The following is a 19,337-nucleotide window of genomic DNA, read 5'->3' as shown; positions in this document are numbered from 1 at the left end:
GTACCTCAGAAAAGGTGAACACTTATCACGTTCTACGCCCCCTCCTTGAGGACGCGGGTGATCAGCCTGCGCTGCGGATCGGTCAGGCGTGGATCCGAGCAGTACACCGTGTGCCCGTCGACGGTGAGCTGGTAGTTGAAGCCGTCCGGCACCCCTATCGGCGGGGTGCTCCGGCCCTCGGCCACGGCCTCCTGGGCCAGGGCCTGCCACTCGTGGGCATCGGGCAGTGCCGAGGTGTCGATCTCGGCGTGCCGCTCGATGCCCGCGAATCCTCCCGTGCGCTTCACCTGGATACGCATGGATCCTGTCTACTCCACTGGGTGGCCTGCCGGTAGCGCATCCGTCAGTCGGTGGCCGGCACCTTGACCGTGGACCACGCGTCGATGACGGCCTTGTGCTCGTCGCCGTCGCCGTACTTGGCGCGCGCCGCGGCCACCGTCAGCTTCGCGAAGTCCACGAAGGACGCGTCCTGCGCGAGCTCGCCGCCGGTCAGGACGGCGTACCAGATCTGCCCCGCCCGCTCCCAGGCGTTGCCGCCGAGCGCCTCGGCGACCAGGTAGAAGGCGCGGTTGGGGATGCCGGAGTTGATGTGCACGCCGCCGTTGTCGCGGCCCGTGCGGACGTAGTGGTCCATGTCGGCGGGCTGCGGGTCCTTGCCGAGCACGTCGTCGTCGTACGCCGTGCCGGGCTCCTTCATGGAGCGCAGCGCCTTGCCCGTCACGCGCGGGGCGAGCAGTCCGGCGCCGATCAGCCAGTCGGCCTCGGAGGCGCTCTGGCCGAGCGTGTACTGCTTGATCAGCGAGCCGAAGACGTCGGCGCACGATTCGTTCAGGGCGCCGGGCTGGCCGAAGTACGTGAGGTTCGCCGTGTACTGCACGACGCCGTGCGTCAGCTCGTGGCCGATCACGTCCACCGGGATGGTGAAGTCGAGGAAGATCTCGCCGTCACCGTCGCCGAACACCATCTGCTCGCCGTTCCAGAAGGCGTTCCCGTAGTTCTCGCCGTAGTGGACCGTCGCGTTCAGCGGCAGACCGCTGCCGTCGATGGAGTTGCGCTGGTACGTCTTGAGGTACAGGTCGAAGGTCGCGCCGAGGCCCGCGTACGCGCGGTTGACGGTCGCGTCCTTGCCGGGCTTCTCGCCCTCGCCGCGGACCTTGCGGCCCGGCAGCTCGGTCTTGTGCCTGGCGTCGTAGATCGTCCGGTGCGGTTTGCTCTCCGCGGCTTCCTTGGGCAGGGAGACGGACGGGGCGCCGATGACCGTGGTCAGACGGCGGTGGGTGCGCTCGATGGAGTCCCGTTCCAGGGTGCGACGGGCGGGTCCTGCGAGGGCGGCGTCGTCACTCTGGGCCAGAGTGTCGAGCACGTGGGGCGGGATGATGGTGCAGAAGACAGGCTCGAAGCCTGGATTGGCGGTCATGGCGGCAATGTGGCACTGGGTCATGCCACTGTCACTACCTGCGACCATGATTAGTGAAATAGAGGTATTGATCACCTCTTGGCCGTAACCTGTCGGCGATCCCGCATACTGATACGGATCCGCGCGTACAGCGCGGCTGGGCTAGGCTGCGGAGCATCATGCGTTACGGGCTGCTTCTCCTTAGCTGCCGCGGCGAGGGCCTGTAGTCGAGGCCGACTCCCTCCCCGCGGAGTTCGGTGTTGCTCGCGAAGCGACCGTCGGCCGTCCTTAAGGACACTCCCGAGGAGCCCCCGCATCATGGCGATCAAGCCTAATCTGCAGCGTGCCACGTCCATGCCGGTCCACAAGTACGGCCAGTACGACCAGGTCGACATCCCCGACCGCACGTGGCCGGACAACCGGATCACCGTCGCTCCCCGCTGGCTCTCCACGGACCTGCGTGACGGCAACCAAGCGCTGATCGACCCGATGTCCCCCGCGCGCAAGCGCGAGATGTTCGACCTGCTGGTCCGCATGGGCTACAAGGAGATCGAGGTCGGCTTCCCCTCGTCGGGCCAGACGGACTTCGACTTCGTACGGTCGATCATCGAGGACGGCGCGATCCCGGACGACGTCACGATCTCCGTCCTGACGCAGGCCCGCGAAGAGCTGATCTCCCGCACCGTCGAGTCGCTGGTCGGCGCCAAACGCGCCACCGTCCACCTGTACAACGCGACCGCGCCCGTCTGGCGCGAGGTCGTCTTCCGCGGCTCGAAGGACGCGGTCAAGCAGATCGCCGTCGACGGCACCCGCCTGGTCATGGAGTACGCGGAGAAGCTGCTGGGCCCCGAGACGGTCTTCGGCTACCAGTACAGCCCCGAGATCTTCACGGACACCGAGCTGGACTTCGCCCTGGAGGTCTGCGAGGCCGTCTGCGACGTGTGGCAGCCCGCGGAGGGCCGCGAGATCATCCTCAACCTGCCCGCCACGGTGGAGCGTTCGACGCCCTCCACCCACGCGGACCGCTTCGAGTGGATGTCGCGCAACCTGAGCCGCCGCGAGCACGTCTGCCTGTCCGTCCACCCGCACAACGACCGGGGCACCGCCGTCGCCGCCGCCGAGCTGGCCATCATGGCCGGCGCCGACCGCATCGAGGGCTGCCTGTTCGGCCAGGGCGAGCGCACCGGCAACGTCGACCTGGTCACGCTGGGCATGAACCTGTTCTCACAGGGCGTCGACCCGCAGATCGACTTCTCCGACATCGACGAGATCCGCCGCACCGCCGAGTACTGCAACCAGATGGAGGTCCACCCGCGCCACCCGTACGCGGGCGACCTCGTCTACACCGCCTTCTCCGGCTCCCACCAGGACGCCATCAAGAAGGGCTTCGAGGCTATGGGCATCCGGGCCGAGCAGCAGGGCAAGACGGTCGACGACATCGAGTGGGCCGTCCCGTACCTGCCCATCGACCCCAAGGACGTCGGCCGTTCGTACGAGGCCGTGATCCGCGTCAACTCGCAGTCCGGCAAGGGCGGCATCGCCTACGTCCTGCAGAACGACCACAAGCTGGACCTGCCGCGCCGCATGCAGGTCGAGTTCTCCAAGATCATCCAGACGAAGACCGACACCGACGGCGGCGAGGTCACGCCGGACGCGATCTGGGGCATCTTCCAGGACGAGTACCTGCCCAACCCCGAGAACCCGTGGGGCCGCATCCAGGTCAAGAACGGCCAGACCACCACCGACAAGGACGGCACGGACACGCTGACCGTCGAGGCGACCGTCGACGGCGCCGACACGGTCCTGACCGGCACCGGCAACGGCCCGATCTCGGCCTTCTTCCACGCACTGCAGGGCATCGGCATCGACGTACGCCTCCTGGACTACCAGGAGCACACGATGAGCGAGGGAGCCTCCGCGCAGGCCGCTTCGTACATCGAGTGCGCGATCGGCGACCAGGTCCTGTGGGGCATCGGCATCGACGCGAATACGACACGTGCCTCGCTGAAGGCCGCGGTTTCCGCGGTGAACCGCGCGGCTCGCTGACCAGCGCCGCACGCCTCCACGCAGTGATCGGCAAGCGCCGGACGGGCTCGAATGGGCCCGTTCGGCGCTTTTGCGTGCGACCGTGTCCAGGACGTCTACCGGCCATCTCTCGTGCAGGGTGCTGACGCCACATCAACAATGTGGCTAACATCACGCCCAACGCGGCAATGATGCCGGGGCGTTACGGAGGTGCGTGGTGCTGCCAGATCGGGGACGAAACGGCCGGGAATCCCGCATCTTCGCCACGCCCGTTTCGCGGGGGCGTGTCCTGCGCAGGCGAGTGATCGGCGTGCATACGGCCTGGACCACCGTCGGCGACGGCGAGTTCTTCTGCCCCGGCTGCGGCGGTGACCGCAACTACCAGCGCCGCACCGGCCGTCGCCGCTTCGTCCTCCTCGGCCTCCCGGTCCTGCCGCGCGGCTCCGCGGGCCCCATCGTCGAGTGCGCCGCCTGCGGCGACCACTTCGCCACGGACGTCCTGGACCACCCCACGACCACCCGCCTGTCGGCCATGGTGCGTGACGCCGTGCACACCGTCGTCCTGGCGATCCTCGCCGCGGGCGGCACCTCGTCGCGCACGACGCTCGACGCGGCCGTCGGCGCGCTGCGCGGCGCGGGGTACGACGACGCCTGCGAGGAACAGCTCCTCGCCCTCGTCGAGGCGCTCGCCGCGGACACCGGCCGCGCCACCGCGGCGGACTGCGCACCCGGTCTGGCCATAGAACTCCACGAGGCGCTCGGCCCGTTGGCCCCGCACCTCGCCCCCGCCGGGCGCGAGGCCCTGCTGATCCAGGGCGCGCGGATCGCCCTCGCCGACGGCCCGTACACCCCCGCCGAACGCGAGGTGCTCGCCACGGCGGGCGGCGCGCTGACCATCGGCGCGGACGAGGTGACACGGCTGATGGTGGCGGCGCGGACGACGCACTTCTGACGCCTCAGGGAGGCGGCTGCCGTACTCCCGCGGGAGTAACGCGGCTTCGTCGCCTCCCCACGCCGTACGCTCCAACTCGCCCTCGCGCCCGACGGATTGTCCAGTCCACTCCGGAAGGGTTGGCACCCAACCTGCCAATCCTGCCGGAAGGAGGCCCGTCATGCGGGCCGAACAGACCACCGCACGACGGCGACGAGCCGTGCCCTGGGCGCTCCTCGGGCTGTGGGTCGCCGTCATGGCGCTCGCCGGGCCTTTCGCGTCGAAGCTCGCCGACGTCCAGCAGGACCGCATCGTCGACTACCTCCCCGCGAGCGCCGACTCCACCGAAGTGGCGAAGATCCAGGACCAGTTGCCCGGGGGCGAGGCCACCGAACTGGTGCTCGTCTACCACCGTGACGGCGGCCTGACCGCCGCCGACCGCAAGGAGGCGGGCAGCCAGGTCGCCGAGGTCGCCAAAGCGCACGAACTGACCGGCACCCCCCGCGCCGTACCGTCCGACGACGGCACCACGCTGATGTACCCCGTGGCGAGCACCGAACCGGGTCAGGACGAGGAGGCCAGGGACGCGCTCGTCGAAGACGTACGCGACATCGCGCACGGCGAGGCCGGACTCAGCGTCGACGTGGGCGGTTCGGGGGCGCTCGACACCGACACGGGCAAGGTCTACGAGTCCCTCGGCGGACCCCTGCTCTACACCACCGCCGGAGTCGTCGCGCTGCTCCTGATCCTCATCTACCGCAGCCCGCTCCTGTGGCTCGTGCCGCTCGCCGTGGCGGGCGTCGCGGACTACCTGGCGATGGGCGTCGCATACGGCCTGCACGAAGGCTTCGGGATGTCCGTCACCGGCCAGAGCAGTTCCATGATGACGATCCTCGTCCTTGGCGCGGGCACGGACTACGCGCTGCTCATCGTCTCCCGCTACCGCGAGGAACTCCGCAGGATCGAGCGACCCTACGACGCCATGGTCGCCGCGCTTCGGGGCTGCGGTCCTGCGGTGATCGCCTCGTCGGGAACGGTCGCCGTGGGGCTGCTCTGCCTGCTCGCCGCCGACCTCAACAGCAGCCGGGGCATGGGCCCGCTCGGCGCGGTCGGTGTGCTGTGCGCGCTCGTCGCCATGCTGACCCTGCTCCCCGCGGTGCTCGTCCTGCTCGGGCGGCGGGTGTTCTGGCCGCTGATCCCGGCCTTCGGCAGCCGTCCCAAGGAGAGGCGCAGCATCTTCACCATGATGGGGAGTTCGGCCGGACGCAGGCCGCTCACCGTGCTCGCGGGCGGCGCCGTGCTGCTCGGCGCACTCGCCCTGGGGGCGCTGAACCTGCCCGGCGCGATGAAGCAGGAGGACTCCTTCACCAAGACTCCCGAGTCGGTCACCGCGATGCAGACCCTGGCAGGCGCCTACCCCGAACACGGCAGCCAGCCCATCAGCGTCATGACCCCGGCGGACAGCGCCACGGCGACCCTCGCCGACATCACGGGCATGAAGGGCGTGGACAGCGCGGAGAAGGGACGTACGGCCAAGGGCTGGACGGAGATCTCCGTGATCGCGACCGCCGCGCCCGAGTCGGCGGGGGAGACGGCGACGATCAAGGAGCTACGGGCCGATCTCGACGGCTCGTACGTGGGCGGATCCAGCGCCCAGCAGCTGGACCTGAAGGAGACGAACGACCGCGACACCCTGGTCATCGTCCCGCTGGTCCTCCTGGCGGTGCTGCTGATCCTGGTGGCCCTGCTGCGGTCCCTCGTCGCGCCGTTGCTGCTGCTCGTCGCCGTGATCGCGGTGTGGGGGGCCTCGCTGGGTATCGCGGGCCTCGTCTTCGAGCCGCTGTTCGGCTTCGAGGGCACGGACCCGGGACTCGGGCTGATCTCCTTCGTCTTCCTGGTCGCCTTGGGCGTCGACTACGGCATCTTCCTGATGCACCGCATGCGCGAGGAGTCCCTCGCGGGGGCGGAACCGGGGGACGCCGCGCTGACCGCGCTGCGGACGACGGGCGGCGTCATCGCGTCGGCGGGAATCGTGCTCGCGGCGACGTTCGCGGTGCTCACCAACATGCCGCTGGTCCAGCTGGTCGAGATGGGCTTCGTGATCTCGGTCGGGGTTCTGCTCGACACGTTCCTGGTACGGACGTACCTGGTCACGAGTGCGAGCGTGGCGCTGGGCCGGAAGGTGTGGTGGCCGGGCAAGCTGTCGCGTCCCGCGCAGGCCGCCGGTCCTGCACTGGAACCCGAGCCCGAACGGGCCACCGCACCCTGACCGTTGACCACATCGGACGCCCCTCGCACTGCCGGAGGGGCGTCCTCGTACGGGAGGATGGAGCTGTGGTGGACATGACGCGGGTGCAGAGGGATCAGGAGATTCACGAGAGTTCGCCGGCGCCGCGTGGTGTGCTGGCCCTCACGGGGGCCGTGCCCGGCAGCCGGCGTGCCCTGCGCCACGACGCGCTGCTCGCCGCGGGGCTCGCGGTGCTGGCCGCCGTGCTCGCCGCGTTCGTCGAGGACGGGCGGCGGCCCGATCTCCTGGGATGGGGCCTGCTGCTCTGCGGCCACGTGCCGCTGGTGTGGCGGCGGAGCCGCCCGCTGCCCGTGCTCCTCGCCGTACTCGCCTTCATCGGCCCGTACCACGGCATCGACTACACGCATCTGGCCGCCGTCCCGGTCGGCATGGTCGCGCTCTACACCGTCGCGGTGTCGGGGCGCCCGCGCCGCGCCCTGATCACCGGCAGCATCATCGTCGGCGTGATGGTGGGCGGCAACGTGAGAGTGTCCCCGCACCAAGTGGCGGAAGTGCTGCGGATGTCCGGCTGGATCGTCGCCGTACTGCTGCTCGGTGTGTACGTGCGCATCCACCGCCAGTACGTCGTCTCTGCGCTGGAGCGTGCCGAGCGGGCGGAGCGTACGCGCGAGGAAGAGGCGCGGCGGCGGGTCGCCGAGGAGAGACTGCGGGTCGCCCGCGACCTGCACGACCTGCTCGCGCACAGCATCACCCTGGTCGGTGTCCAGACGTCCGTCGCGGCGCACGTCCTTGCCGCCGATCCCGAACGCCTGGACCGGGCGGCGGTGGCGAAGGCGCTGGATGACATCGCCGATACCTGCCGCTCCGCGCGGAGTGAACTCCGAGCCACGCTGGAGGTGTTGAGGGACGTCGGGCCGGACGAGACGAGGGGCCCGCTGCCGGGGCTCGACGGGTTGGCCGATCTGGCGGCGGCCGCGCGCACCTCGGGCGCGGAGGTCGATCTGGCGCTGCGCGAGGCTCAGGCGCCGCCGGCCGTGGGCGCCGCGGCCTATCGGATCGTGCAGGAGGCGCTGACGAACGCGGTGCGGCACGGCGGACCCGGGCTCACGATCCGGGTGGGGATTCGGAGCGAAGGGGCGGCGCTGCGGGTGACCGTCACGGATGATGGGGCTGCCGCCGCCCCTGACCCGTCCCACACCCCCGGATTCGGCCTCGTCGGAATGCGGGAGCGGGCCCGGAGCGTGGGCGGCACGTTGGAGGCGGGGCCTCGGGAAAGCGGGGGGTTCGCTGTGTCGGCCGTGCTGCCCCTGGTGTCCGTGGGAGGACTTCGATGAAGATCCGCGTACTGCTCGCCGACGACCAGACCCTGGTGCGGGCGGCCTTCGCGATGCTGGTCGAGTCCGCCCCGGACATGGAGGTGGTGGGGCAGGCGGGGACGGGACGGGCCGCGGTCGAGCTTGCCCGGTCGGATCGGGCCGATCTCATCGTCATGGACATCCGGATGCCCGATCTGAACGGGATCGAGGCGACGCGGCTGCTCGCCGACGACGAGGACCTGGCGGGGGTGAAGGTGTTGATGCTGACGACGTACGACACGGACGAGCACGTCTTCGAGGCATTGCGGGCGGGGGCGTCCGGGTTCCTGGTGAAGGACACCAAGCCTGGCGAACTGCTCGAGGCCATCCGTACGGTGGCGGCCGGGGATTCGCTGCTCTCCCCTGGACCTACGTCGAGGCTGATCGAGAGAGTTCTGCGGGCGCCGGAGCCGCCGGTCGCGGGACCGGGAGGTCCCGAGGGCCTTTCGGATCGGGAGTGCCAGGTGCTCGCCCTGGTGGCGCGGGGCCTCAACAACACGGAGATCGCGGAGACGCTGGGTCTGAGCCCCCTGACGGCGAAGACCCATGTCAGCCGGATCATGGGCAAGCTGGGAGTGCGGGACCGGGCGCAGCTGGTGATCGTGGCGTATGAGTCGGGGCTGGTGCGGCCGGGGGTGGCGGGGGAGCCGTAGGGGGCCCGAGTGGGGCTGGACGGGCTGCATCTCAGCCCGTCCGGCGTTTGAGGACGAACTCGGCGAAGCCGGTGATCCACGGCAACCAAGGCCCCTGCGCCGAGTGGGTTTGCGGGAAGGGGCGGGGTGGGGGAGAGAAAAGGCCCGCCTACAACAACCCCGCCCCCGCCAAGAACTTCCCCACCCGCTCAACTTCCCCCGCCGACAGGGGGACCTGCGGCTCCGCAGTAACCGGACAAGAAATCACCCCCCGCAAATACAGCGCCGCCTTGAACGCACCCAGCGCCGACGAACCACCCCCCATCCGCCCGGAATCCCCCACCCGCACCATCCCGAACAGCCCGCACAACCTCTCCTGCTCCCCCCGAGCCCGCACCCAGTCCCCCTCCCGGCAGTACCGGTACAGCCGCGCATACCCCCCGGGGTCCACATTCCCGAGCCCCGGCACCACCCCGTCCGCCCCCATCGCCAACGCCGCGTCCACCGTCGTCTCCGACCCCGTCAGCACGCTGAAGCCGGACACATCGGCCCGTCCCCGCGCCCCCAGCACCACCTCCCGGAAGTTCCCCTCCTCCCCGCTGGAGTCCTTCAGCCCGGCGAGCACCCCCTCCGCGGCCAGCTCAAGGACCAACTCCGCGTCCAGCTTGGAGTGGACCGCCACGGGAAGGTCGTACGCGAAGACCGGCACCGCAGATCCCGCCGCCACCAGGCGGAAGTGACGTGCCGCCTCGGCCGGGTGCGTGCGCGTGTAGAAGGGAGCCGTCACCACCACACCGTCCGCCCCTGCCGCCGTCACCGACCTGACGTGGTCCAGGACCCTCGGCGTCGCCATGTCGATCGCCCCAGCCAGGACCGGCAGTTGACCCCCGACATGCCCCGCCACCGTCTCGATCACGAGCCTGCGCTGAGCATCCGTCAGGAACGCCGCCTCCGACGACGAGCCCAGGACGAAGAGACCGTCGACGCCACCGGCCACCAGGTGGTCGACCAGCCTGATCAGGGAGGGGACGTCCACCTCGTGGTCCGGCGTCAGAGGGGTGCAGACGGGCGGTACGACACCGGTCAGCGGGGTGGGCATGGTCATGGAGTCTCCCTGGGGCTCGCGTCCGTGGCGGCGGACTGGATCACTAGCTCGTGCGTGGACTGGCCGTCCCGTACGGGATGGTGGCAGCGGTAGCGGTGTCCCGACCCCTCCGTCGCAGCGAAGTCCGGCATGGCGGCGGCGCAGGCCTCGTCCGCCTTCCAGCACCGCGTACGGAACGGGCATCCGCTCGGCGGTCGCGTGGCCGACGGCACCGGGCCGACGAGCGGGATCGGGTCGATGGGGTCGAGAAGGCCGGGCGTCGCGGAGAAGAGAGCCCGGGTGTACGGGTGGCGCGCTCGGTCCAGGATCTCCCGCGCCGGCGACTCCTCCACGATCCTGCCCAAGTACATGGTGATGACCCGGTCGCTCATCCTGCGCACCGTCTGGATGTCGTGCGACACGAAGACCAGGGCCAGACCGAGCCGCTCCTTCAGGTCCAGGAGGAGGTTGAGGATCTGGGCGCGCACGGAGACGTCGAGCGCGCTCGTCGGCTCGTCCGCCACCACCAGCTCGGGTTCCAGCGCCAGTGCGCGCGCGATCGCCACGCGCTGGCGCTGCCCGCCGGAGAGCTGACCGGGCAGCCCGTCCGCAAGGACCTTGGGCAGGCCGACCAGTGACATCAACTCCCGCACCCGTACGTCACGTTGCGCGGCCGTCCCCACCCTGTGGACATCCAGCGGATCGCGGAGGATCTGGCGCACCGTCAGCCTGCGGTTCAGGGCGGTCGACGGGTCCTGGAAGATCATCCCGGTGTTCCGGCCGATCGCGGCCCGCCGCTCGGCGGGCTTCATCGTCCACAGGTCCTGCCCCCGGAAGGACACCGTGCCCGCCGTGGGCGGCTGCACCCCCACGAGCACCTTGGCGAGCGTCGACTTGCCGCACCCCGACTCACCCACCACGCCCACCGTCTCGCCGGGCGCGATGGCCAGATCGGCGCCGGTCAGGGCGTACACACGATCCCGCGAGAACAGTCCGCCCGAGCGCGCCCGGTGCACGACGTGCGCGTCGGCGAGGGTGATCAGGTCTTCGGGCCTTCGGGTGGTCACTTGAGGGCCCCGCTTCCGCTGGACTCCGGCACTCTCGGCGGCTGCTGCGCCGGGTGGTGGCAGGCGATGGAGTGCCGGGTCCCGCCCACGAGTCGAGGCGCCGTGCTGCGGCACACCTCGCTCGCCAGCGGGCACCGGTCCGCGAACCGGCAGCCCGCGGGGAAATCGGCGGGCGAAGGGACCACGCCCTTGATCTGGGTCAGGCGTTCCGCCGCCGATTCGAGCGAGAGCACCGAGCCCAGCAGGCCGCGCGTGTAGTGGTGCGACGGCGTCTCGACGAGGTCCGCCGTCACGCCCGTCTCGACGATCTGGCCCCCGTACATGACCACCACCCGGTCGGTGACGTCCGCGACGAGCGCCAGGTCGTGCGAGACGAGGATCAGCGCGAAGCCGAGCTCCTCGCGCAGGCGCAGGAGGAGTTGAATCACCTGGGCCTGGACGGTGACGTCCAGGGCCGTCGTCGGCTCGTCCGCGACGATCAACTTCGGGTCGCGGGAGAGCGCCATGGCGATCAGTACGCGCTGCCGCTGGCCCCCCGACAGTTCGTGCGGGTAGCTGCGCAGGGTGCGGTCCGGGTCCAGGCCGACCAGTTCGAGGAGCTCGACCGCCGTGCGGCGCCCCCCTCTTCGTACGACCTGCTTGAGCTGGGAGCGGACCGTCATCGCGGGGTTCAGCGACGACAGCGCGTCCTGGTAGATCATCGCCATGTCGTGGCCGAGCAGCCGCCTGCGGACCCGCATCGGCATGCCGATCAACTGCTCGCCGTCGAACGTCACTTGACCGCCGACGCGGGCACCCTTCGGCTCCAGGCCCATGACGGTCAGCGCGGTGAGCGACTTGCCGCAGCCCGACTCGCCCACCAGGCCCAGTACTTCACCCGGACGTACGTGGAAACTGATGCCGTCGACGATGTCCACGCCGCCGTGCCGGGCATCGAAGCCGATCGCGAGGTCGGAGACCGTCAGGACCGGTGTCCCCTCGGGGAGCGGTCGTGCGCGTGCGCGCAGCCGCTGGGCCGCTTCCGTAAGTCCCGGCAGCTCCAGGACCCTGCCGCTGCCCGGCTCGGGAGCTTCGAGGCGGTCCTCCTGGTCCTCCCGATCCCCCTCCCCGTCCTCCTCGCGGGCCGCGCCCGGCAGCACGTCGCGCGTCGCGGGCGCCGCCCACGCGTCCGATACGCCCTCGGAGAGGATGTTCAGGGCCAGGACCGTGATCAGCATCAGGAGGCCGGGGAAGACCGTCGCCCACCAGCCGCCGATCAGCACCATGTTCTTGCCGTCCGCGATGACGCTGCCCCAGGACGGGTCCGGAGGCCGTACGCCCGCTCCGATGAAGGACAGCGAGGCCTCGAAGACGATGGCCTCGGCGACCTGCACCGTGCAGAACACCAGGATGGGCGCCGCGCAGTTGATGGCCACGTGCCTGACGAGGATGTGCGGGGTGCGGGCGCCGACGATGCGTTCGGCGACGACGTAGTCCTCGCCGTACTGATCCATCACGTTCGCGCGCACGACCCGGGCGATCGGCGGGGTGAACAGGAACGCGATGGCGCAGATCAGGACGGTGATGCCGCCGCCGAAGACCGCCACGAGCACGGCCGCGAGCGCGATCCCCGGAAACGCCATCACGATGTCCAGGCACCGCATCAGCGTCTCGTCGACCGCCTTGCGCGAGGTCGCCGCGATCGCGCCGAGCACCGCGCCGACGAGCAGGGCGAGCAGCGTCGCCCCGAGCCCGATCGCCAGGGACCAGCGGGCCCCGTACATCAGCCTGCTGAGAATGTCCCGGCCCAGGCTGTCCTGCCCCATCCAGTGGTCGGCCGACGGGTGTCCCGTGCCGTCGACCTGCGGCTGCTGGTCGAGCGGGTCGTGCGGCGCGATCAGCGGCGCGAAGAGCGCCACGAGGACGACCACCCCGACGACGCCCACCGCGACACGGGAGAGGACGGGAAGGCGGCGAAGTGACCGCAGGCGGATCCCGGGCCGCGAGAGCCGCTCCGTCAGAGCCTTGCGCGACATGATCATCAGGCACTGCCCCTCAGGCGCGGATTGACCAGCAGATGGAGGATGTCGAGGACCAGGTTGACGACCACGAAGCCGACGGCGGTCGTGATGACGACCCCCTGCACGACGGCCGGGTCGCCGTTCTTCACGGCGTCGATCATCAGCTTCCCCATGCCGGGCAGCGAGAAGATCGTCTCGATGACGACCGCGCCGCCGAGCAGATAGCCGACGCGCAGGCCGAGCACGGTCAGCGGGTTGATGAGGGCGTTGCGCAGGACGTTGCGGCCGACGACCACGACCGGCGGCAGACCGCTGCCGATCGCCGTCCGTACGTAGTCCTTGTCGAGCTCCTCGACCACGGCCGTACGGATGATGCGGGTGAGCCCGGCGGCCACCGGCAGGGAGAGCGCGAGGGCCGGCAGCGTCATCGACTTGAGCCAGCCGGTGAAGGAGTCGGCGGGGTTGACGTATCCACCGGTCGGGAACCAGCCCGCCTCCACCGCCAGATACTGGATCATCAGCAGCGCGAGCCAGAAGCCGGGCGCCGCCACACCGGTCAGCGAGAGGACCCGGATGAGCTGGTCGGGCAGCCGGTCGCGGTAGATCGCGGCGGTCACGCCGAGCAGAGCTGAGATGACCACCGCGATGCCGAGCCCCATGAAGGTGAGCTGCATGGTGAGCGGAAGCGCGGTGGTGACCTGGTCCACCACCGGTGAGCGGGTGAGCACGCTGATGCCCATGTCGCCCTGGACCAGATCACCGACGAAGGCGAAGTAGCGCACCGGCAGCGGATCGAGCAGCCCGTTGTCCTCGCGGAACTGGTGCAGCTGCTCCTCGGTCGGATTGGCGCCCTGGTAGAACGCCGACGCCGGATCGATGTCGGAGAACCGCATCACGAGGAAGACGAACAGGACGATGCCGAGCAGCAGGGGGATGAGCAGGGCGAGGCGGCGGGCCAGGATTCTGACGATCGCGGTCACGTCGGTGTGACTCCCAACGACGGTGCTGGGCGGGCTACTTGGCCCACTTGGCCTGGAGGAGATTGATGCCGGGGTAGGGCTGGGCCTTGATGCCGGTGAGCTTCTTGGGGTCCCATGCGGTCATCAGCTCGTTGTGGACGACCGGATAGATCACCGCCTGCTCGGCGACGGTGTCGATGTAGTCCTGGACCATGGCCTTCTTCTTGGTCGCGTCGGGCTCGCGCGTCGCCTGGTCCATGTCCTTGAAGAGCTTCTTGGCGGTGGAGTTGCCCGCCCAACGGGCGTACCCCATCCACAGGTTCTCGGGCCCGTAGTTGTAGTGCATGATCAGGTCGGCCTCGATGCCGAACTGGTTCGGGTTCGAGGCGGCGGCGACGACCTGGTAGTCCTTCTTCTGGTCCATCTTGGTGAAGACGGCTGTGGTCTCCTGCGGGTCCAGGGTCGTCTTGACGCCGATCGCGTCCCAGGAGGCCTTGATGGTCGGCAGGCAGTCGACGATCCAACTCACGTTCACCGCCATGAGGTTGATCGACAGATCCTTGACCCCGGCTTCCTTCAGAAGCTTCTTCGCCTTCTTGGGGTCGTACGCGTAGACCGTCTTCGCCGGGCGGTAGGTGGGGTTGGACTCGTTGAGGAACGAGGTCGACGCCTTGCCGTGGCCCTTGAGCGCGACCTGGATCATCTTCTCGGTGTCGATGGCGTAGTGCAGGGCCTGGCGCACGCGTACGTCGTCGAAGGGCTTGTGCGCGGTGTTGAACATCAGGAACAGGTTGTTCATCCCCGCCCCGCCCTCGACGCTGAGCCCGCCCTTCTTGAGCTGCTCGATGTTGGCGTACGGGATGTTGTCCGAGATCTCCGAGTCCGCGCTGCCGCCGGAGATCTTCGCGACGCGGGGCGCCGCGTCCACGATGGTCAGCCAGTTCATCTTCTTGAAGGCGGCCTTGCGCGGGCCGTTGTAGTCGGCGAAGGCCTCGAAGGTGGTGTTGGACTTCGGCGCGTGCGACGCCTGCTTGTACGGTCCCGAGCCCACCGCCTTGCCCTTGGTCGCCTCGTCCCAGGCGCCGGGCCGGGAGAAGACGTGCTTCGGCATGATCTTGGCGAGGGAGAGCCGGGCGAGGCCGTCCGGGAACGGGAACTTCAGGGTCAGCTCGACGGAGGTCGCGTCGACCTTCTTGACCCCCTTCAGCCAGCTCTCGAAGAAGCCCTTGGCCAGGGTCTGGGTCTTCGGGTCCAGGATGCGGTCGAAGACGAACACCACGTCGTCGGCGGTGACGGGCTTCCCGTCGTGCCACTTGGCGCCGGGCCGCAGCGTGAACTTCCAGGTGGTCGCCTTGTCGTCGGTCGGGATCTCCGTGGCCAGCGCGGCATACGGCTCGCGGGTGATGGGGTCGGTGTTGAGCAGCCCCTCGTAGATGTGCTCGTTGCCGGCCATCGCGAAGGCGGACGCGGTCTGCGTCGGATCCCAACTGCCGTCGTTCCCATAGCCGATGACGGCGGTGAGGGTGGAATCACCTCCGGTCCCGCCGCCCTCGCCGGTGTCGTTCGTGGACTCGGGCCCAGACGAGCAGGCGGAGAGCGTGGTGGTGATGGCGGCGGCCGCGCCCAGCGCACCGGTGTACTTGAGGAAGGAGCGGCGGTCCGGTGCGGGTCCGGGGTGTCCGGTGGAGCCGATGCTGGTCTTCTGGTCGCTCACTGTGTCTCCCTTGCTCCTTGAGAGATCCCACGTCCTACGTCATGGTGGCGTGGCGACCATAAGAGCGCTGCGGGGGCCGGTCAAGAGATCGCGCACGGATCCGAACGCGGTTGGCCCTGAAGGATGTTGGTCCGGAGGTGGGACGTGGGATGTCATCCGTGCCTACGATGTGCCGCATGCCTCAGGAGCCAGTTCAGGAGCCTTTTCGGGGGCCAGTTCAGGAGCCAGTTCGGGAGCCAGTTCGGGGACGGCGTGTGGGCAGCCAAGTCCAGCGCTCGGTCATGCAGTTGATCCTCGACAGAAGACTTCGGCCGGGCGCCCCGCTGCCCACCGAGGCCGAGCTGATGGAAGAGCTGGGGGTCAGCAGGAACTCGGTGCGCGAGGCGCTCAAGGCACTCCAGGCCCTGGACATCGTGGAGATAAGGCACGGCTACGGAACGTATGTGGGCCAGGCGTCGCTGACACCGCTGGCCGACGGCCTCACGTTCCGCGCGTTGGCGCAACTGGCGGACGACACCCACGCCCTGGCGGAGATCCTTCAGGTGCGGGAGGTCCTCGAGGAGGGCCTGGTGCGACGGGTGGCGGTACTGCTCACGGACGAGGAGCTGACCCAACTGGAGGCACTGGTACGGAAGATGGAGGAGGCGTCGGATGCGGGCACGGCCTTCCCCGAACTGGACCGCGAATTCCACGAAACGCTCTACCGCTCGCTGGGCAACGAGCTGGTGCCGCAGCTGCTCGGCGCGTTCTGGAACGTCTTCCACCGGGTGGCGGGCGTGCGGGGCTGGGCGCGCGATCCGGCGCCGGACGTGACGGTGGGCAGGCACCGGGACATCGTGACGGCGCTGCGGGCGCGGGACGTGGAGGGGGCCCAGCGGGCGATGGCGGACCACTTCCGGGGGATCGAGGCGCGGTCGGGCGAGCGGTCGAGGGGTGTGGGATGAGGCTGAGCCGGTTCTACGACCGGTTGTCGTCGCCGGCGTACGGGGGCGACTACAACCCCGAGCAGTGGGGCCCGGACGTCCACGCCGAGGACATGGAGCTGATGCGCGAGGCGGGCGTGAACCTCGTGACGCTCGGGATCTTCTCGTGGGCGAAGACGGAGCCGGCTCCCGGGGCGTACGACTTCACCTGGCTGGACGGCCACATGGACCGCCTGGCGGAGGCGGGCGTGGCGGTCAGCCTCGCCACGATGACGGCGTCCCCGCCGCCGTGGCTGACGCGCCTGCACCCGGAAACCCTCCCGGTGACGGAGGACGGCGTCCGCCTGCACCCCGGCTCGCGCCAGCACTGGTGCCCGTCGAGCCCGGTCTACCGCCGCCATTCGATCCGCCTGACGGAACGCCTGGCCACGCGCTACGGCACGCACCCCGCCCTCGCGCTGTGGCACATCGGCAACGAATACGGCTGCCACATCTCACGCCACTGCCACTGCGAGGTGTCTACGGCGGCGTTCCGCACATGGCTGCGGGAGCGGTACGGCACAGTGGCGGCGCTCAACGAGGCGTGGTCGACGGACTTCTGGTCGCAGCGCTACGGCACGTTCGAGGAGATCCACACCCCGCGCAAGGCCCCGTCGTTCCGCAACCCGACCCAGCAGCTGGACTACTGGCGCTTCTCGTCGGACGCACTCCTCGCGTGCTACTTGGCGGAGAAGGAGGTCCTGACCCGCATCACACCGGACGTACCGGTGACAACGAACTTCGTCCCGGTGGCGAAGACACTGGACCTCTTCAGCTGGGCCCCGCACCTGGACGTGGTGTCGTACGACTCGTACCCGGACCCGCACGACCCGGAGTCCCTGCACCGAACGGCCTTCTCGTACGACGTCATGCGAGGCCTGAAGGACGGCAAGCCCTGGCTGCTCCTCGAACAGGCCCCAGGCGCGGTGAACTGGCGGGCACACAACGGCAGAAAGCCGCCGGGCCGGATGCGCCTGGACAGCTGGCAGGCGGTGGCGCACGGCGCGGATTCGGTGCTGTTCTTCCAGTGGCGGCAGTCGCGCGGGGGAGCGGAGAAGTTCCACTCGGCGATGGTGCCGCACGGGGGCCGGGAGACGCGGATGTTCCGGGAGGTGGCCGCGCTGGGCGCGGAGCTGTCCCGGCACCCGGACCTCCTGGGCTCCCACCCCCTACGGGCACAGGCGGCCCTGCTCCTGGACTGGCCGAGCTGGTGGGCCCTGGAACTGGACGCCCACCCGAGCGCGGACGTAACGCTCCTGGACGCGGCCCTGGCGCACCACAAGCCGCTGTACGAGGCGTCGGTGGCGTGCGACGTAGTCCCGGTGGACGGCGACTTCACCAAGTACCACTTGCTGCTGATCCCCAACCTTTACTCGGTATCAAAGGAGACCGCGGAACGAATCAGCGCGTATGTACGGGGTGGCGGCACGGTGGTCATGTCCTACTTCTCAGGAATCACGGACGAACACGACAGAGTCCACCTGGGCGGCTACCCGGCCCCGTTCCGCGCCCTCCTCGGCCTCCGGGTGGAGGAGTTCGCCCCCGCCGCCGACGGCACCTGGTCGGAGGAGATCCGCCTGGAGGGCGCGGAGGCGGTACACACATCCCCCGACGGCTTCCCGACGGTGACCCGCCACGAGTACGGCGAGGGAGTGGCCTGGTACCTGAGCACGCGCCCCGCCCCGAAGGAGATGCGGGAACTGCTGGACCGGGTGAGAGGGGAATGCGGGGTGGAACCGGCGCTCCCGGACCTCCCGGAGGGGGTGCAGGTGCGGACGCGGGTTACGGGGGCGGGGGAGAGGGTGCATGTGCGGCTGGATCCGCGGGACTGTTCGGTGGAGGTGATTCGGGGGCGCTGAACGCATGCTCGCCGAGGCCGGTGCAGGATTCACCCGCCTTCGGGAAGCGACGCGAGGAGCCGGTCGATGTCCTGTTTGACGTAGCGTGAAAGGCCGTCCAGTACTGCCAGCGCTTGTCTGAGTTCGCGGGCGAGTTCGGGGTCGGCGGCCCATACCTCCGGGCTCCTGGTGACGACGGCGTACAACAGATCGTCGTCGAACCAGCCGCCCGCCGCCTGTTGTGGCGCGGTGTCCCGCAGGATCTCCACGGCCAGCGGCAACAGCCAGGCGAGACCCTCGTCCTGGCCGATCAGCCGGGCCAACTCGTGCGGCTCCAGGGTTCCGATGGGGCGCCGCCGCAGCTCGTACACGTTCTGGACCATGGGGGTCGTGTCCGCGGGGGCCTCCGGCCAGCGGCGGCCTTCCAGTTGCTCGAGCGAGCTAGGGCAGTCAAGGGACGGCCCTTCCCCTTCGTTCACCACAGGAATCCTCGCTGCACAATGTCCGAGAACCCGGGCTACGGTGTTCCTGTGTTTTCCAGCCAGCGCGCGACAGCGTCTCGCGTGGACTTTGGAAGATGCGACCAATGGGCCATATCGGCACCGAAATCTCTGAGCGTTTGAATGTGGTGTGGGTTCTTCAAGAGGATGCAGTCCGTGTATTCCTGCCCCGTTGACACTCGAGCGATGACATTGCCGTCGACAGACAACATCACGAACTCAGGGTGGCCCCACCCGGCCCCCGTGACGCCGGCCGCGGCGCCGGCCCCGGCGAGATCCCACTCCGCATCCAGCGTCACACGCGCCCACCACAAGCTATGCGGCGACTCACCCGCGCTGTCGGTGACGGACAGCAGGAACTCCGGGGCAGCTGCTGAGAACAGGCCCTCGCCGGTGGAGAGTCTGTACCACTCGGCGTTCGCCTTCTTCTGAAGGTCCGGCAGGTCGTTCTCCAGACCAATGCCAATCTCCCGCCCCTCAGTGGCTGTCGAGTTAGCGAAGGACGCGAGGTTCGGCGGAATGAGGGGAGCGGCTGAATCAATCATGCCCAAGTATTTCAGGCCGGCCTCGGCCAGCGACTTCGTCAATTCGCCTTCTTGCATGGGGATCCTCTGTGAAGCTCGATC

The 19,337-nt window shown here is 69.4% G+C and carries 16 protein-coding genes; 7 read left to right on the top strand and 9 right to left on the bottom strand.

Features of this window, described 5'->3' with window-relative positions; translation table 11 throughout:
- Nucleotides 1-32: 32 nt before the first annotated feature.
- Complete coding sequence (locus ACFUPX_RS06755) at nucleotides 33-299, bottom strand: protealysin inhibitor emfourin (protein ID WP_383317119.1); 267 nt, start codon at nucleotides 297-299, stop codon at nucleotides 33-35.
- 44 nt (nucleotides 300-343) lie between these two features.
- A complete protein-coding gene (locus ACFUPX_RS06750) occupies nucleotides 344-1,417 on the bottom strand; it encodes a M4 family metallopeptidase (RefSeq protein ID WP_383317116.1) in 1,074 nt (357 codons plus the stop codon).
- Nucleotides 1,418-1,714: 297 nt separating this feature from the next.
- Here ACFUPX_RS06750 and leuA point away from each other — a divergent pair, with 297 nt between their 5' ends.
- The 5 genes from leuA to ACFUPX_RS06725 all read left to right on the top strand — a co-directional run bounded on the left by leuA (nucleotide 1,715) and on the right by ACFUPX_RS06725 (nucleotide 8,608).
- The gene (leuA, locus tag ACFUPX_RS06745) at nucleotides 1,715-3,442 is read left to right on the top strand and encodes a 2-isopropylmalate synthase (protein WP_383317113.1); all 1,728 of its coding nucleotides are present in this window, start codon (nucleotides 1,715-1,717) and stop codon (nucleotides 3,440-3,442) included.
- Between the two features lie 196 nt (nucleotides 3,443-3,638).
- The gene (locus ACFUPX_RS06740; protein ID WP_383317109.1) at nucleotides 3,639-4,373 is read left to right on the top strand and encodes a TerB family tellurite resistance protein; all 735 of its coding nucleotides are present in this window, start codon (nucleotides 3,639-3,641) and stop codon (nucleotides 4,371-4,373) included.
- Between the two features lie 160 nt (nucleotides 4,374-4,533).
- Nucleotides 4,534-6,621: an MMPL family transporter gene (locus ACFUPX_RS06735; RefSeq protein WP_383317106.1), complete on the top strand. Its 2,088-nt coding sequence runs from the start codon at nucleotides 4,534-4,536 to the stop codon at nucleotides 6,619-6,621.
- 74 nt (nucleotides 6,622-6,695) lie between these two features.
- On the top strand, nucleotides 6,696-7,934 hold the full coding sequence (locus tag ACFUPX_RS06730) for a sensor histidine kinase (RefSeq protein ID WP_383317103.1): 1,239 nt from the start codon (nucleotides 6,696-6,698) through the stop codon (nucleotides 7,932-7,934).
- Entirely contained in the window at nucleotides 7,931-8,608 is a 678-nt protein-coding gene (locus ACFUPX_RS06725; protein ID WP_383317101.1) for a response regulator, read from the top strand. Before ACFUPX_RS06730 ends, ACFUPX_RS06725 begins: the two co-directional genes overlap by 4 nt.
- Before the next feature lie 148 nt (nucleotides 8,609-8,756).
- Here the strand turns inward: ACFUPX_RS06725 and ACFUPX_RS06720 are convergent, their stop codons facing one another.
- From ACFUPX_RS06720 to ACFUPX_RS06700, 5 genes are read right to left on the bottom strand one after another with little or no spacing between them, the layout of a single operon-like run.
- Nucleotides 8,757-9,692 (bottom strand): dihydrodipicolinate synthase family protein, encoded by a 936-nt coding sequence (locus tag ACFUPX_RS06720; RefSeq protein WP_383317098.1) that lies wholly within the window; start codon nucleotides 9,690-9,692, stop codon nucleotides 8,757-8,759.
- Entirely contained in the window at nucleotides 9,689-10,738 is a 1,050-nt protein-coding gene (locus ACFUPX_RS06715; protein WP_383317095.1) for an oligopeptide/dipeptide ABC transporter ATP-binding protein, read from the bottom strand. Before ACFUPX_RS06715 ends, ACFUPX_RS06720 begins: the two co-directional genes overlap by 4 nt.
- Nucleotides 10,735-12,759: a dipeptide/oligopeptide/nickel ABC transporter permease/ATP-binding protein gene (locus ACFUPX_RS06710; protein ID WP_383317092.1), complete on the bottom strand. Its 2,025-nt coding sequence runs from the start codon at nucleotides 12,757-12,759 to the stop codon at nucleotides 10,735-10,737. Before ACFUPX_RS06710 ends, ACFUPX_RS06715 begins: the two co-directional genes overlap by 4 nt.
- A complete protein-coding gene (locus ACFUPX_RS06705) occupies nucleotides 12,759-13,718 on the bottom strand; it encodes an ABC transporter permease (RefSeq protein WP_383317089.1) in 960 nt (319 codons plus the stop codon). Before ACFUPX_RS06705 ends, ACFUPX_RS06710 begins: the two co-directional genes overlap by 1 nt.
- 34 nt (nucleotides 13,719-13,752) lie before the next feature.
- A complete protein-coding gene (locus ACFUPX_RS06700; RefSeq protein WP_383317086.1) occupies nucleotides 13,753-15,411 on the bottom strand; it encodes an ABC transporter substrate-binding protein in 1,659 nt (552 codons plus the stop codon).
- 254 nt (nucleotides 15,412-15,665) lie between these two features.
- Here ACFUPX_RS06700 and ACFUPX_RS06695 point away from each other — a divergent pair, with 254 nt between their 5' ends.
- On the top strand, nucleotides 15,666-16,355 hold the full coding sequence (locus ACFUPX_RS06695) for a FadR/GntR family transcriptional regulator (RefSeq protein ID WP_383317083.1): 690 nt from the start codon (nucleotides 15,666-15,668) through the stop codon (nucleotides 16,353-16,355).
- Nucleotides 16,352-18,232, top strand: a complete 1,881-nt coding sequence (locus tag ACFUPX_RS06690; RefSeq protein ID WP_383317079.1) for a beta-galactosidase — start codon at nucleotides 16,352-16,354, stop codon at nucleotides 18,230-18,232. Before ACFUPX_RS06695 ends, ACFUPX_RS06690 begins: the two co-directional genes overlap by 4 nt.
- Nucleotides 18,233-18,261: 29 nt before the next feature.
- Here the strand turns inward: ACFUPX_RS06690 and ACFUPX_RS06685 are convergent, their stop codons facing one another.
- The gene (locus ACFUPX_RS06685) at nucleotides 18,262-18,690 is read right to left on the bottom strand and encodes a contact-dependent growth inhibition system immunity protein (RefSeq protein ID WP_383317076.1); all 429 of its coding nucleotides are present in this window, start codon (nucleotides 18,688-18,690) and stop codon (nucleotides 18,262-18,264) included.
- A 38-nt stretch (nucleotides 18,691-18,728) separates the two neighbouring features.
- Nucleotides 18,729-19,313: a hypothetical protein gene (locus ACFUPX_RS06680; RefSeq protein WP_383317074.1), complete on the bottom strand. Its 585-nt coding sequence runs from the start codon at nucleotides 19,311-19,313 to the stop codon at nucleotides 18,729-18,731.
- Nucleotides 19,314-19,337 lie beyond the last annotated feature (24 nt).

It is taken from the genome of Streptomyces sp. NPDC057302, from assembly GCF_042667685.1.
Classification (GTDB): domain Bacteria; phylum Actinomycetota; class Actinomycetes; order Streptomycetales; family Streptomycetaceae; genus Streptomyces.
The sequence above is the reverse complement of the archived record's forward strand: the minus strand, read 5'-3'. Positions and strand labels throughout refer to the sequence as shown.